12 protein-coding genes are annotated in these 16,448 nt (G+C 34.7%); 5 read left to right on the plus strand and 7 right to left on the minus strand.

Annotation, left to right across the window (positions count from 1 at the left end; genetic code table 11):
• Nucleotides 1–208: 208 nt before the first annotated feature.
• Nucleotides 209–571, minus strand: coding sequence for a hypothetical protein (locus ACKPCA_RS10275; RefSeq protein WP_321278993.1), 363 nt, complete (start codon nt 569–571; stop codon nt 209–211).
• Nucleotides 572–891: 320 nt separating this feature from the next.
• On the opposite strand from ACKPCA_RS10275, the gene ACKPCA_RS10280 reads away from it, so the two are divergent.
• The 3 genes from ACKPCA_RS10280 to uvrB all read left to right on the plus strand — a co-directional run bounded on the left by ACKPCA_RS10280 (nt 892) and on the right by uvrB (nt 4,761).
• Nucleotides 892–1,476, plus strand: a complete 585-nt coding sequence (locus ACKPCA_RS10280; RefSeq protein WP_054719870.1) for an HAD family hydrolase — start codon at nt 892–894, stop codon at nt 1,474–1,476.
• Nucleotides 1,477–1,493: 17 nt separating this feature from the next.
• Nucleotides 1,494–2,507, plus strand: coding sequence for an endonuclease/exonuclease/phosphatase family protein (locus ACKPCA_RS10285; RefSeq protein ID WP_321278996.1), 1,014 nt, complete (start codon nt 1,494–1,496; stop codon nt 2,505–2,507).
• Nucleotides 2,508–2,745: 238 nt separating this feature from the next.
• The gene (gene uvrB / locus ACKPCA_RS10290; protein ID WP_321278997.1) at nt 2,746–4,761 is read left to right on the plus strand and encodes an excinuclease ABC subunit UvrB; all 2,016 of its coding nucleotides are present in this window, start codon (nt 2,746–2,748) and stop codon (nt 4,759–4,761) included.
• Nucleotides 4,762–4,816: 55 nt separating this feature from the next.
• Here the strand turns inward: uvrB and ACKPCA_RS10295 are convergent, their stop codons facing one another.
• The gene (locus ACKPCA_RS10295; RefSeq protein ID WP_054719691.1) at nt 4,817–5,677 is read right to left on the minus strand and encodes a sigma-70 family RNA polymerase sigma factor; all 861 of its coding nucleotides are present in this window, start codon (nt 5,675–5,677) and stop codon (nt 4,817–4,819) included.
• A gap of 105 nt (nt 5,678–5,782) precedes the next feature.
• Nucleotides 5,783–7,234, minus strand: a complete 1,452-nt coding sequence (locus tag ACKPCA_RS10300; protein WP_321279000.1) for a S1C family serine protease — start codon at nt 7,232–7,234, stop codon at nt 5,783–5,785.
• 275 nt (nt 7,235–7,509) lie between these two features.
• Here ACKPCA_RS10300 and dapF point away from each other — a divergent pair, with 275 nt between their 5' ends.
• Nucleotides 7,510–8,295 (plus strand): diaminopimelate epimerase, encoded by a 786-nt coding sequence (gene dapF / locus ACKPCA_RS10305; protein WP_321279001.1) that lies wholly within the window; start codon nt 7,510–7,512, stop codon nt 8,293–8,295.
• A gap of 18 nt (nt 8,296–8,313) precedes the next feature.
• Nucleotides 8,314–11,121 (plus strand): cache domain-containing protein, encoded by a 2,808-nt coding sequence (locus ACKPCA_RS10310; protein ID WP_321279003.1) that lies wholly within the window; start codon nt 8,314–8,316, stop codon nt 11,119–11,121.
• Here ACKPCA_RS10310 and ACKPCA_RS10315 read toward each other — a convergent pair.
• The 4 genes from ACKPCA_RS10315 to ACKPCA_RS10330 all read right to left on the minus strand — a co-directional run bounded on the left by ACKPCA_RS10315 (nt 11,118) and on the right by ACKPCA_RS10330 (nt 16,442).
• Nucleotides 11,118–11,684, minus strand: a complete 567-nt coding sequence (locus ACKPCA_RS10315) for an LOG family protein (RefSeq protein ID WP_321279004.1) — start codon at nt 11,682–11,684, stop codon at nt 11,118–11,120. The genes ACKPCA_RS10310 and ACKPCA_RS10315 overlap by 4 nt on opposite strands.
• Nucleotides 11,685–11,767: 83 nt before the next feature.
• On the minus strand, nt 11,768–13,729 hold the full coding sequence (gene gyrB, locus ACKPCA_RS10320) for a DNA topoisomerase (ATP-hydrolyzing) subunit B (RefSeq protein ID WP_321279005.1): 1,962 nt from the start codon (nt 13,727–13,729) through the stop codon (nt 11,768–11,770).
• Between the two features lie 362 nt (nt 13,730–14,091).
• Entirely contained in the window at nt 14,092–14,592 is a 501-nt protein-coding gene (locus ACKPCA_RS10325; protein ID WP_054719671.1) for a hypothetical protein, read from the minus strand.
• Nucleotides 14,593–14,717: 125 nt separating this feature from the next.
• Nucleotides 14,718–16,442 (minus strand): TonB-dependent receptor, encoded by a 1,725-nt coding sequence (locus ACKPCA_RS10330; RefSeq protein ID WP_321279006.1) that lies wholly within the window; start codon nt 16,440–16,442, stop codon nt 14,718–14,720.
• Between the last annotated feature and the right edge of the window lie 6 nt (nt 16,443–16,448).

Raw genomic sequence — 16,448 nt, forward strand, 5'->3', positions numbered from 1 at the left:
TCAAAAGGAAGTGATAGAATTTATTTTCGCCATGCCCTATCGCCTTTTGACATTACAAATATCCGACTTTGAGTATGTAAAAAGTGTAACGGATGTTACAAACACTAAAATATTTCAGATTTTTTTATCTTTTTTTCTCTTACATGAGTTTTGAGCCAAAAAAACCCAACCGAAATTCGATTGGGATTGGGAGTATATTATATATACATTAAAGTCTTTTAAACATTTTTTTGAGCTTCTCTTTTAGCTCGCACTTCGATTTCTTATAACTGGCTAGTTGGGTAACTGTTAAAATCTCTTTGAAATTAACTTCTTTTTGAAGCAAACTATCACGCACAGCTTGCATACAGGAAAAACCATCCTTTTCGTTAGTAAGACGATCTATTTCCTTCTCACATTCCAAATTTAAAACCTGAATTTTTAATACCTGATCGGAACTTAATTCCAGTTTTTTGGTCATCCACTTGGTAATAACATCAGCTCGCTTTTCCGCTTCCGACATTTTTTTTGCGCTTACTGAAACGCTAAATAGAACAAATAATAGAATCAAACTTCTCTGTACAAACTTCATAAACCTCTCTTTTAATTCTAAAATATACACACTACTTCCAACGTATGCCTTTGAAAAATGTTTTACAAATCGATAGAAAAATATAAAAAAATAAAGAATTCAACAAACAGATAATCAATATTATTCGCTTTTTGATCAAGCCACATGAAATTCTATAGAACATCTATAACTTATAAAGTTAAGCATACCATTAATTAAGAAATAATTCATAATTTGCGCTTTCTTTTATATCGGATCTGAACAAATATTGTTAATCATTAAAATCAGAAGATATAATAAATCGAATAACTTGTGAAGTTGAAACTATTAAGAGAATGAATATGAAATCGATAAATATACATGCCGATACAAAAGCCTTAATTTTTGATTTAGATGGAACCTTAGCGGATACAATGCCATTGCATTTTGAAGCTTGGAAAAAGGCCGCAGAAATAATGGGAGTAGAATACTCTTTTGAGTGGTTATCTGCTTGTGCAGGAATGCCATCATCTAAAATTATTGAAAAACTAAATAGAGAATACAACCATTCTATTGATCCGCAGGAATTCTCCACTATTAAAGAAGAATTTTTTGCAAAGGAGATGCATAAGATAACTGAAATTAAACCTGTAACTGACTTGGTTTATAAATACCACAACCAGATTCCAATGGCAGTAGGCACAGGAGGTAAGAGGGATATTGCTCAAGAAACTATGGAGATTCTTGGCCTGGATAAATACATTCCAATTTTGGTGAGTGCTGATGATGTAAAGAATCACAAGCCAGAGCCAGAAACCTTTTTGAAATGTGCCGAGTTGATGGGAATAGAACCTCAATTCTGCCAGGTATTTGAAGATGGACTGTTAGGAATACAAGCAGCAGAAAAAGCAGGTATGATGGTTACTGATGTTACTCCATATTACTAAATCAATAAGAACATATCATGTTAAAAAAATTACTTTTACTAATTTCCATTGCACTCGTAATAGCATCTTGTAGCAAGCAAACAAGGGAATATACTATTGCATTCTATAATGTCGAAAATTTATTCGACACGATTAATCTCCCAGAAAAATGGGATGATGATTTCACTCCTGAAGGCAAATTAAAGTTCAATAGTGAACGATATGAGAATAAACTGGAAAAATTAGCTCAAGTTCTTTCTTCAATTGACACATTAAGTTTACCTAGCATTATCGGTTTGTGTGAGATTGAAAACCAAAAAGTAATTGAAGATCTTTGCAGACAAGAGACTTTAATTAAAGGAAATTATGGAATTGCGCATAGTGAAAGTCCAGATAAAAGAGGTATTGATTGTGCTCTAATCTACAAAAAGGAGGATTTTAAATACCTAAAGCATGAAGCAATTGGCATTCAATTTCCTTGGGAACCGAATTACAAAACTCGTGATATTTTATATGTAGAAGGTATCATTGGCACAGATACGGTTCATGTTTTTGTTAACCATTGGCCTTCGAGACGTGGCGGTTTGGAAAAATCAGAAAAGAACAGAGTATTTGTTGCGGAACAATTGAAAAGTGCTGTTGATGGGATTCAAACTAAAAATCCTGCTGCAAACATCATCATAATGGGAGATTTTAACGATGAACCAAACAACAAATCGGTTAGCCAAACATTAAATGCAGGGAATGATCAAAATTCATCAAATCCTTCATATTTGTACAACCTTGTTTATAATATGGATGCCGAAGGACAAGGAACTTACAACTATCGAGGCGATTGGAACATGCTTGATAATTTGATTGTTTCAAACTCATTGTTGAATGAGAAAAACGGTCTTCATACTTCTTACGATGCAGGTAAGATATTTAAGAAAGAGTGGATTTGTTACAAAAACAAGCAAGGTGTTCTTGTTCCTAGCAGAACCTATGGTGGGCCAAATTACTACGGAGGATACAGTGATCATTTTCCGGTTTACTTTAAAATTTCCAAGTAAGTTTACACAACATAAAGCGTTGCCGGCTATTTAAAATAGTCGGCATTTTTTGTGCCAAAAACATTTTCAAGTTCATCTGTTAATATTTTACATGATTTTGCCATCCCGATAATTATCGGGAGGAAGCCGAAAGATTTAAATAATTATAACATTTTGTATTTAATAATTATTTAAATCATGCTCGTTTCACAATGTTTCTATATTTTAGCATTGCTTTGTAGGATAGAAAAAGAGGGTTATGGATTTTAAAATTGTATCGAAATTTAAACCAACAGGCGATCAGCCTGAGGCGATTGAAGAACTTTGTAATGGATTGAATGATGGTTCCCCATTTCAAACTCTTCTTGGGGTTACTGGTTCGGGTAAAACATTTACTGTAGCGAATGTAATTCAAGAAGTTCAAAGACCGACTTTGGTTTTAAGTCATAACAAAACCCTTGCTGCACAGCTTTATGGCGAGTTCAAAAATTTCTTTCCAAATAATGCTGTTGAATATTTTGTTTCGTATTACGATTATTATCAACCAGAAGCCTATCTTCCAGTAACCGATACATATATCGAGAAAGATCTTTCCATTAATGATGAGATTGAAAAGTTAAGACTTAGCGCAACTTCAGCCCTACTTTCCGGAAGAAAAGATGTCATTGTAGTTTCATCAGTTTCATGCTTGTACGGTATTGGTAATCCAGAAGATTTCCACAATAACGTAACGGTTTTGGAAAAAGGTCAGGTTATTTCACGTAATAAGCTTCTGTTTGCATTTGTTGATGCTCTATATTCCAGAAATGAAGTTGAATTTGAACGGGGACATTTCCGTGTAAAAGGTGACACTGTGGATATCTATCCCGCTTACGCTGATTTTGCCTACAGAATTATTTTCTGGGATGATGAAATTGATGAGATCTATTCTTTCGATCCAATCAATGGGTTAAAAATTGAAGATTACGATCGAATTACCATTTATCCAGCCAATATATTTGTTACCAGTAAAGATCGAGTTAAATCGGCCATTCATCAAATACAAGATGATATGGTTGCTCATGTTGCTTTCTTAAAAGAAATCGGGAAACATTTGGAAGCAAAACGATTGGAAGAAAAAGTAAGTTTCGATTTGGAAATGATCAGAGAACTTGGTCACTGTTCTGGTATCGAGAATTATTCAAGATATTTTGATGGAAGACCTGCAGGAACACGTCCTTTCTGCTTAATCGACTATTTCCCGGATGATTTCCTAATGGTAATCGATGAAAGTCATGTTACCATACCACAAATTCGAGCCATGTATGGTGGCGATCATTCCAGGAAAATTAATTTGGTAGAATATGGATTCCGTTTGCCTGCTGCACTAGATAACAGACCTTTAAAATTTGAAGAATTCGAGGAAGTAACCAATCAAACCATATATGTTAGTGCTACTCCTGCTGATTACGAACTGGAAAAGAGTGAAGGAGTTGTAGTTGAACAGGTAATTCGCCCTACAGGACTGCTAGATCCTCAAATTGATGTTCGCCCAAGTTTAAATCAGATTGATGATTTAATTGCAGAAATCAATGAACGAACTGAAAAAGATGAACGAACACTAGTCACCACTCTTACCAAACGAATGGCAGAAGAATTATCGGAATACTTTGCCAATTTAAGCATACGATGTCGTTACATTCACTCTGATGTGGATACATTGGATCGCATAAAAATAATGGAAGATCTTAGAAATGGTGAGTTCGATGTTTTGATTGGTGTTAACTTACTTCGTGAAGGTTTGGATTTGCCAGAAGTATCGTTGGTTGCAATTCTTGATGCCGATAAGGAAGGTTTCCTGCGCTCTACCCGATCATTGATTCAGACTTCAGGTAGAGCAGCACGTAATGTAAATGGTAAGGTAATCATGTATGCCGATAAGATTACCAAATCGATGAAAGAGACAATTGATTCTACCAATCATCGTCGTGAGAAACAATTGGCCTACAATCAGAAACATGGCATTACTCCACAGCAGATTGTGAAATCAAAGAAAAGCATTATCGAACAAACTCAAAAAGCCGAACCAAATGCATATGCAGGGCCTGAAACGGTCGAAATTGCAGCAGATCCTGTGGTACAATACATGAGCAAAGAAAGTTTGGAAAAGAGTATTGAGAAAACGAAGAAATTAATGCAAAAAGCTGCAAAAGATATGGATTTCCTACAAGCTGCTCAATATCGAGATGAGATGTACAAATTGCACGAACAATTAAAAGAGAAAAACTCAAAGTAAGGAAAATAAAAAAGCAGTTTCTTTCGAAACTGCTTTAGTTATCTCACGGGAACTGTTATCCCAAATATGATTTCAATAATTTGCTTCGGGAAGTATGACGCAAACGACGAATCGCTTTTTCTTTAATCTGACGAACACGTTCACGTGTCAATCCAAATTTTTCGCCAATTTCTTCCAAGGTCATTTCTTGAATTCCAATACCGAAGAATAACTTAATAATATCGCTTTCTCTCTCGGTTAGAGTAGCTAAAGCTCTATCAATTTCTCTGGTTAAGGACTCATTCAAGAGACTTCTGTCTGCGATTGGAGAATCATCATTCACCAATACATCCAACAAACTGTTGTCCTCTCCGTCAACAAACGGAGCATCGACAGAAATGTGACGACCTGAAACACGTAGGGTATCTGCAACTTTATCTGCAGGTAACTCCAAGGACTCTGCTAATTCTTCAGGAGATGGCTTTCTTTCATGTTCTTGCTCGAATTTCGAAAATGCTTTGTTGATCTTGTTCAACGAACCAACCTGGTTCAATGGTAATCGAACGATTCGAGACTGCTCTGCCAAAGCCTGAAGGATAGACTGACGAATCCACCATACAGCATAAGAAATGAATTTAAATCCACGTGTTTCATCAAACTTTTCTGCTGCTTTAATCAATCCCAAGTTTCCTTCATTGATCAAGTCAGGTAGACTTAACCCTTGATTCTGGTATTGCTTAGCTACAGAAACAACGAAACGCAAATTTGCTCTGGTTAACTTTTCCAAAGCTCTTTGGTCGCCTTTTTTGATTCGCTGCGCCAATTCAACCTCTTCCTCAACTGTAATAAGATCTTCTTTACCAATCTCTTGCAAGTACTTATCTAACGATGCACTCTCACGATTGGTAATTGATTTAGTTATCTTTAATTGTCTCATAGTCCCTTTTCATCGAAAATATTTCGCAAAATTAGACTTTTTAATAAAAAAAGTCAAAATTAATTGCCATTTTATTCGAATATTTATATTTTTCTCGTTTGATTTCTATTCATCATTCTTAAGAGAAAAGGCATAATATTTTACACTGCCATTAGGATAGATACCAGAAATAAATACTCCTCCATCCTTAACGCTCTGTAACGCCTCTTCAATATCATTTACTCTATAAATTGGTGTATTGTTAATCTTGTAGATGATAAAACCTTCTTTAATATTCTCCTCTCTTAATTTCCCACTACGCAGATTCTTCACTTTAACTCCCCTATTGATTTGAAGTCGGTACTTCTCTTTAGCAGAAATTGGCTCGAATTCAGCACCCAGGAAAGCTAAACCACTCGATTTTATCACCTCGGTATTTCCTAACCTGTTACGTAAAACAACATCAAATTGTTTCTTTTTACCATCTCTTTTTACTAAAACTTCTATCTCATCACCAGGACGATACTTGCCCACCTGCTCTTGCAACTCTGAACTTGAATTTACCGTTATACCATTAATCTCGAGTATAACATCTCCTTTTTTGATCCCTACTTCACCTGCAGCACCCTCTTCTGTTAGGTCTGCAACATAAACACCTTCAATTTTTTCCAACCCATAAGCTTCAGCCAATGCAGCATCTACTGTTTGAATGGAAACTCCAATAATAGCTCTTTGTACCTTACCAAATTCTTTTAAATCAGCGATTACCTTCTTCACAATCGTAACTGGTATAGCAAATGAATATCCTGAGTATGAGCCTGTTCTTGATTCAATTGCTGTATTGATACCTACTAACCTTCCCTTTGTGTCAACCAAAGCTCCACCACTATTTCCAGGATTTACAGCAGCATCTGTTTGCAAAAATGATTCAATACTCAAACTACGATCGCGCATTATTCCCAGATTTCTGGCTTTAGCACTAATAATACCAGCCGTAACCGTAGAAGTTAGATTAAAAGGATTTCCTACTGCCAATACCCACTCTCCTAGTTTTAATTCATCAGAATTACCAAAACTCATGGCAGGTAAATCTTCTTCCTCAATTTTAATCAATGCCAAGTCTGTGTATGGATCTTGACCAACCAACTTCGCCTCATAGGATCTTTTATCTTGTAGAACTACATTTATTAAATTAGAACCTTTCACTACATGATTGTTTGTCACGATGTAACCATCTTCTGAAATAATTACACCAGACCCAGATCCTAAACTTGGTTGCGGTTGATAATCTCTTCTACTATTACCAAAAAGAAAATCATAGAATGGATTGGACTGATACTCTTCGTTCGTATATAAAGTTTTTACATGTACTACCGATTTTACCGATGATTCTGCGGCCAGTGTTAAATCCACCTGCCCCGTTACATTTTGCGGAAGACTTGTTAATTGTATCGCATTTGGCTCCTTTACAGTGATAATTTTCTGTTCTTTATCAAAAAATAACACAAATAAAATAATGGCAATACCCCCACCAAATACTGCAGTTAAAACTCTTCCAAAAAATATTTTAGCTTTCATAATGCAATAAAAATTTTAAGAGTGAAACTTAGGATCCATCTCATCGGCAATTTACACATCCTGTTTCGAACATAAAAAGTTACGAAAACAGATTCATATAATCAATAGTTATTTATCATTGAATTAACATTCATCAAATTCTTGCACTTTTCACTTTTGGAAATAAGGGTAAAACCAATAAGATTCGTACTTTTATGCTACAATTTTAACGATATAAGTTTAGAAGTGTTTTGAATTTTAACGTATTTAACACTTATTAACAGGATTACACAAGAATGCAGATTAAATTTTGGAAATATCAGGGTACTGGAAATGATTTTGTTTTAATAGATAACCGCAATAATATTATATCTCCAAATAACAAAAAGTTGATTGAGCACTTATGCCATAGAAGATTTGGAATTGGTGCTGATGGTTTAATGTTACTGGAAAATGCTAAAGGTTACGATTTTCGAATGAGATACTTTAATTCGGATGGTGGAGAAGCTAGCATGTGCGGAAATGGTGGCAGATGCATTGTTGCGTTTGCATATCATCTGGGGATTATCAAGGATAAGACATTATTTATTGCCGTAGATGGAGAACATGAGGCCTTGGTAAAAGATGAAAAAGATTTCGTGCAGGTTAGTCTAAAAATGATCAATGTGTCTGGTATCGAAAAGGGAGAAAATCATTACTATATGAATACTGGCTCACCGCATTACGTTCAATTCATCGATTCCCATGTAAACTTTGACACCTACAAAAATGGAAAAGCCATTCGATACAATGAAAGATTTGAAAAAGAAGGAACAAATGTAAATTTTGTTTCTTTCAATGATGAAGGAATACAGGTAAGCACTTACGAACGAGGAGTAGAAGATGAAACCTATTCTTGTGGCACTGGTGTAGTTGCATCTGCAATTGGTTCTGGATTTGAAAAAAACAAGGAGCATTTCAAAATAACAACTAAAGGCGGAAAGCTGGAAGTTCGATTTGAAAAATTAGACACACAAAATATTAGTAATGTTTGGCTGATTGGGCCTGCAACAAAAGTATTTTCAGGCACTGTAAATATTTAAAATCGCTGTTTCGATTGTATGAAGTTCATTCTCGCTAAACTCTTTAACAACAAAAGCATTTCGAAAGTTTTTCTATTTTCATTACTTTCCATTTCAATAGGATTAATTCTAGTGTTTGGTTTGTTTGTCATTCATCAAGAAAAACAAAAGTTTCAACGTGAGTCGCTTCAAATAAGGCAAGATTTCTTAAAAAACCAGAAGAAAACCTTACAACAGGAAACGCAAACTCTCATCAATTACATTGAGAATGAAAGACTTCAAACTAGAAATCTTTTAAAAAAAGATATAAGTACTACTGTTTACGAAGCACATAGTATCGCCACCAACCTATATAAAAGCTACAAAGACAAGCTAAACAAAAAAGAGCTTCAAGAATTAATAATCAATGCTTTAAATTCTGTTCGTTTTAATAATGGCAAAGGTTATTTCTACATCAATAAGTTGAATGGAACCGTGGTTATGGATCCTGAAAATCCTAAATGGATTGGACGAAACAAACTTCAGGTAAAAGATGTTTATGGTGTTCCGATTATCCAAAATGAAATTGAAACTGTAAAATCAGTAGGAGAAGGTTATACAGACTATTCCTGGCAGGCAGAAAACAGTCAGAAAATTCATCCAAAGATTTCTTTTGTTAAAATATTTAAAGAGTTCGATTGGTATATTGGCTGCACCCAATATGTAAACAATTATAAACTCGAAATTCAAGAGAAAATATTAGAAAAAATTACCGATTTACGATTTGATGATAATTTCACTATTACAGTCATAAGCTTTGATGGAACATGTCTTGCCCACACAAATAAAACATTGGTTGGAAGAAATTTATGGAACATCGCTGATGAAAATGGAAACAAGATTGTAAAAGAATTCATTTCGAGAGGAACTGATTCTGAAGGTGGATTTATAGAATATCTTGATCCTTTTGCAAACTCAAATGAACGCCCCTTACCAAAATTAACTTATGCAAAATCATACAAAGACTGGCAATGGATTATAGGTTCTGGCATTCATTTAGACGAATTGAACCAAACCATTAAAAATAGAAATGATGAATTGCAAGCAAATGTAAACAACTATATTTTTAATGGAGTAATTCTTGTAATTCTGGTTGTCTTTTGTATTGTCATTTTCTCTAGATATGTGGTTCGAATTACAAAAACTGGCCTATATGTATTCACTCGATTTTTTGAAAAAGCAGCATCCGAATCGCTAAGAATAAACATCTCATCATTACAATTCAAGGAATACAAGGAATTGGGTGAGCTAGCAAATCAAATGATTTCAAAACGCGACAAGATCGAGCGGCAGTTAAATATCGAAACTGCATATTTTGAACAACTATTTGAAAATTCACCAGAAGCAATTGCCATTACTGACAATGAAAGCAAGGGAATTAAAATCAATAAAAAATTTACTGAACTTTTTGGCTACACTTTGGAAGATATAAAAGGAGTAGGTATTGACAATTTACTTGCCGATGAAGAAAGACAAGGAGAAGCAAATAAATTAAACACCTTAACTGCCAATGGGCAGCTTGTTGAAATAGAAACAAAACGAAAATGTAAAACTGGAGAACTGATTGATGTATCTATTGTAGGAAATCCAATAATAATTGATGATAAACCTATCGCAATTTTCGGAATTTACCGTGATATCACACAACGAAAACTATATGAGCAACACTTAACCGAAGCCAAAAACAAAGCCGAAGAATCAGACCTTTTAAAGTCAGCATTTTTGGCAAACATGTCTCATGAAATTCGAACTCCAATGAATCATATTATCGGATTTACCGATATTATGACATCTCAAAATATCAATGAAAATGAAAGACTTGAGTATGGAGAACTAATAAAACAAAGTAGTAACAACCTACTACAACTAATCAATAACATTATCGATTTGTCAAAAATTGAATCGAGACAAATTAAATTGAACTGGGCAAATTACAATTTAAATGGTATTCTGACCGTTCTATTCGAAAAGTTTTACGACCTAAAAAACAATATCAATAAATCTCATATTACATTGCAGGTGCAAAAAGCTTTAAGCGATAAAGATGCTCTTTTGTTTACCGATGCAAAACGATTAGAACAACTTTTATCCAATGTACTCGATAATGCAATAAAATTTACAAATGAAGGTTCAGTAGAATTTGGATATCAGACCATTGAAAATGAATCAGCAATTGAAATATATGTAAAAGATACTGGTATTGGCATTCCTGAAAGTGCATTAAAGGATATCTTTATGTCGTTCAGACAAATTGATGGATCGGACACCAGGCAGTATGGTGGAACCGGATTAGGACTTACAATTACCCACAGACTAACAGAGGTTCTTGGTGGTAAAATAAGAGTCGAATCAAAGGAAAATGAAGGAACTTGCTTCTATATTCAATTCCCTTTTAATTTGGAAAACGAAGATAAATTATACAAGGAAAACCTTTACAATTGGAGCGGAAAAAAAATTCTGATTGTGGATGATCAAAGAAATAACTTCACTTATTTTAGAACAGCGCTAGAGCACACTCACGCTCAAATATTTTGGGCTAAAAATGGCATTGAAGCTATTTCATTGTGCGAATCGGTTAAAGTTGACATCGTTTTAATGGACATTCAAATGCCAGTTATGAATGGATACGAGGCTACCAAAAGAATAAAACATCGAAATGCAAGAATTCCAATCATTGGACAGACAGCATTTGTTGAAAAAGATAACAAAACCAAAGCTATTGCTGCCGGTTGCGATGATTACATTGTGAAACCAGTTAAAACAAAGACTTTATTGGATTCAATCAATAAGCAATTCTCAATTAATTAATCCCATTTTGTATCCCTAACTTCTTGCTTGTAGTTCTCGATATAGGATATTGCATCTTTGTAGTTAGTGGCAAAATAGAATAATTTGCTGTATTCAGGTTTGGCAAACTTTTCTTGATAAGATCGTTCGAATTGAACTTTTAAATTCCCGTAAAAGTCATTAGTATTGATAAATACAATAGGTTTGTTGTGATAACCCAGTTGCTTTAATGTAATTACCTCTAATATTTCCTCTAATGTTCCAAAACCACCAGGAAGAGCAATAAAAGCATCCGATTTATCTCGTAATAATTTTTTCCTTTCAGCCATATCTGGCGTAATAATTAATTCATCCAAAAAGTCAGCAGAAATTCCATAATCATTAATCAACTTTGGAATTACACCCAGTACTTTTCCTCCAGATGTTTTCACGGATTGAGCTACCTCATTCATTAAACCGACATTGGTTCCTCCATAAACCAATCCATGGTGATTTGTACCTATTAATCTTCCTAGTTCAGTAGCTTCGTTAAAATACGCTTTATCCAATGAATTGCTTGAAGAACAAAATACGCAGATATTCATTACTCTTAATTTAAGTAAGACAATAATATTATTCAAAAAAGCCCCTGAGAATTTCTCAAGGGCTTCTGTTTTGTATTTAAAACTTATGCATCAATATTTGCGTAAGTTGCATTTTTCTCGATAAACTCTCTACGTGGTGGAACCTCATCTCCCATCAACATTGAGAATACATGATCAGCTTCAGCTGCGTTTTCAATGGTTACCTGACGAAGTGTTCGGTATTCAGGATTCATAGTTGTTTCCCACAATTGCTCCGCACTCATCTCACCAAGACCTTTGTATCGCTGAATGTGCATAGAACTTTCTTTTCCTCCACCCCACTCTTCAATCAAGCGAAGTCTTTGATCCTCATTCCAGCAATACTGTGCATTCTTTCCTTTTTTCACCAAATACAATGGAGGCGTTGCAATGTATAAGTATCCATTCTCGATAAGCGGCTTCATATAACGGAAGAAGAATGTCATAATCAAAGTTGCAATGTGGCTACCGTCGACGTCGGCATCACACATGATTACAATCTTGTGATAACGTAACTTTTCCATATTAACAGCCTTGCTATCATCTTCGGTACCAAAAGTAATTCCTAAAGCTGTAAAGATATTTTTAATCTCATCACTTTCGAATACCTTATGCTGCATCGCTTTTTCAACATTCAAAATCTTACCCTTCAAAGGAAGAATTGCCTGGAATTTACGATCACGACCTTGTTTTGCAGTACCACCTGCCGAATCTCCCTCGACAAGGAAGATCTCACAATTTGCTGGATCCTTATCAGAACAGTCTGATAATTTACCAGGAAGACCTGAGCCTCCAAGAACTGTTTTTCTTTGTACCAACTCTCTTGCTTTACGAGCTGCGTGACGAGCCGTTGCTGCCATAATCACCTTCTGAACAATGGTTTTTGCATCTTTAGGATGTTCTTCCAAATAGTTCGAAAGAGAAGCACTAACAGCTTGATCAACTGCCGCAGAAACTTCAGAGTTTCCTAATTTGGTCTTTGTTTGTCCTTCGAATTGAGGCTCTGCAACTTTTACAGAAACAACCGCAGTTAAACCTTCACGGAAGTCATCACCACTAATATCGAATTTCAGCTTAGCCAACATTCCTGACTTTTCCGCAAAGTTCTTTAATGTACGTGTTAAACCTCTGCGGAAACCAGTTAGGTGAGTACCACCTTCTATGGTGTTAATATTATTAACGTACGAGTGAATGTTTTCAGAGAAAGAAGTATTGTATTGAAGTGCAATCTCAACAGGAACATCATTTCTTTCTGTTGATACGTGAATTGTATCTTCAATTAAACGCTCACGAGTTGTATCAAGATATTCAACAAATTCTTTCAAACCTTCTTCAGAATAGAAAGTATCATGACGGTATTCTCCTTCTTCATTCTTTTCTCGCTTGTCGGTTATGTTCAAACAAATATTTTTATTCAAGAAAGCCAATTCTCTCATTCTTGCCGCTAGAATATCATACTTGTATTCTGTGGTTAAGAAAATTGAATCGTCGGGCTTGAACGATATAGTAGTTCCTGTAACATCTGTTTCTCCAATAACCTTAATATCATCGTAAGGTTTACCTTGCGAATACTCTTGCAAAAACACCTTACCTTCACGATGAATTTCAGCACGCAAATGAGTTGACAAGGCATTTACACAAGAAACACCAACACCATGCAAACCACCAGAAACTTTGTATGAATCTTTGTTAAACTTACCACCGGCATGCAGTACTGTCATTACTACCTCAAGTGCTGATTTTTTCTCTTTCTGATGAATTTCAGTTGGAATACCACGTCCATCATCCTTAACTGTAATAGAATTGTCCTCGTTGATAAAAACTTCAATATTCTTACAGTAACCTGCAAGAGCCTCATCAATAGAGTTATCTACCACCTCATACACCAAATGGTGTAAACCTTTAACATTAACATCTCCAATGTACATGGAAGGGCGTTTACGAACCGCTTCCAAACCTTCTAATACCTGAATACTATCCGCAGAATATTCAGAATTTCCATTTGGTTTATTCTCTAAATCACTCATCTAACAGATCTTTAGTTTTTCGAAATAGAATTTAGATGACAATCAAAAACAGGCTCTGATTATCGATGCCAAATTCTAATATTTTTTGTGCAAATTTCAGAAAGTCTAATGGCTTGGATTTTAATTCTTAAAAATTGGAAAATGAATCGTTAACACACAAGCTCAAAACTCTTAAATATCAACACATTACCAATCATCTAAAGCCAAGAAACAAAAGTTAAACAAAGATAATAAAAATGATGAATTTAAAGGCAGGAAAATCATTAAAAATAATGCACAATCGAGGTTTTTGACGAAGGCAATTTAAACACAAAATTTCGCAAAACTCGAAATGAGTTTATGTTTATTTGAAAATCACTACTTTAAAAGGATATTGATTGTCCGCTTCTCGGACGTTTCATTTTAAATTTAATAATGAAATTATCAACTTTTCTACCTGATTCGGTAACGCCATATTCACGCAATTCAAAAAGGGTTGTTACGTTTTTAAATCCTTTAGGCATGGCCTTCCACATTCTATAAAACACTACCTGAACATTTTCCAGGTCTGCATCATCCAACTTTAATTTTAAAACTTCTTTGCCTTTGGGCATAGCATATACACTTACACCATGATGCTTCCAAACAAGTGCTTCTTCTGCTGCAAACGACATGTTTAAAGTATCCCTTGTGATATCAAACAAGTAGGTAATTCCAAGATCATCTTCCCCAATATCCATTAAAATCTCTAAAGGTTTCCGGTCATTGTTAACAGACAATTTCCAGCGTTCAGTCTTCTGAGCAAATACCGAACCCGATATCAATAACAATATAACAAATACGGTAATAGGGTTCCAATATCGTGAAGTACAGTTCAAATTCATGTGGTTAAGAATGTTTTATCAAAATAAAGCTAGTAAAAACTATTCAATCTACAATATATTATCGTAAGTAATGACAAAGGGGATGCCTGGTATGACATCCCCAATATATTTCCTTTTTTTAATTCTTATAAGTTAACTCTTATTCCAAGCAAGAAATTAAGGCCTTGTGAAGGATATCCATCCCACTGGTAATACTTATCGGCAAATAGGTTATTAACTTGAGCAAAGACAGAAAAATGCTCGTTTACACTATAGTTGGCACCTATGTTTAAATCATAAACCGCTTCTAATTTTTCTACTTTGGTTAAATCATATCTTACAAGAAGAGTAGAGCGCTCTCCAATCATATTAACACCTGCGTTAAATGTTAAATCATCAGTAAAAGAATATACTGCATTGACTTGCATTTCAAATTCTGGCATATGCCATGCTTCTCCTAATTCATCCATTGAATAGTTATTGTACCAAACAGATGAGTTTAATTCTAATTTCTCAGTCCATCCAATCGTTAATTCTGCTCCCAAACGCAATACATTGACATCATCATAAACAACACCAAATTTATTTGAATATGGCACACCAGAAATGGTCATTCCCTGAGGGATTAAGATATTATTTTGAATGAAGAAATATTGATTCTCGATAGCTGAATACTCTGCTTTTAAGGTAAACGATGAGTTGGAAGACATACTTCCTCTAATTCCTCCAAATAATTTATACTTTACATTGCTCGGCAATACATTCAATCCTGAATAAATGAATCTATTTTCTTCTACAATATCTTTGTAACGATTCATTTTTAAATCTCCATTCAGACCTGCAAACAAACTCATTATTCCATCAATTGCTTCAAAATCTACTTTTACATCCGGATATAGTTTGGTTTCTGAATCATCTCCTGTTGCTAAAACTGCATTCACTCCCAATTGAAGGTTAAAGTTCCCGGTTTGCAACAGATATTGAGGATTTAACCTCCACTTTAAAGTCTTTCTTTCGGAAACCCAGTTTGAATCTTCCCAATGGTTTAAGCCATCAGTGGCAAAATAATCCAACTCTGACCTTAAGCTCCAAAAAGCATCTCCTCTTCTAATTCTGGCATTTCCTGAGATTAAAATATCATTTTCTTTTGCATCAATATCATCAGAAAAGTGTTCATACTGTAATCCCAATCCGAAATTCAATTGCTCTTCATCTTTAAAGTTAGATTGATACAAAGCATTCAAACCAAAATTGTTTAGTTTCTGCTTATCGTATGGGAATAAATTGGTAGTGGTTCCCTCAATATCTCCCAATTGCGGAAAACCAAAATAATTGAATCCTGAATGCTTGTAAAATAATTTTCCCGACAGCTTTCCTTCATCAAGGTATGCGGTTCCATATACTTCGGCCAACTGTTCAGTATAATCAGGTTTAACTTTATCATCATCCTCCAGTTTCAATTTTCCATTGCTCGAGTAATGTCTTAAATGAACTCCTATGTCTGCAGTTTTCGATCGTTGATTGTTAAATCGATAATCTCCCAAAAGAGTAGAATAATTTCCTCCTGCCAAAGTTAAAGTGTGGGAATTCAATTTTTTTAGTGGTTCTCCTACAATTTTAGCGGCTGGAATCTCGGCAGGCGAAAAGCCTACATTTAAAGGTTTTGCCTGAATAAAATAATCGAAACTTGGTGTAAATGTGCTTGTATCCTTAATTACAGGAAGTTTCCCTAATCTCAAAGCCTTATTTATTTTGGGCTGGTAAGTAGTTCTAACTTTTACCTCTTTATCTAATTCTCTTTGTTCTTGTGACAAGGCAATTGAGTAGGAAAAACCGAAAACTACCATTGCTAATAAAATCTTTTTCAACATTGTTTC

Source organism: Marinifilum fragile (assembly GCF_963677365.1).
In the GTDB taxonomy this organism is placed as follows: domain Bacteria; phylum Bacteroidota; class Bacteroidia; order Bacteroidales; family Marinifilaceae; genus Marinifilum; species Marinifilum fragile.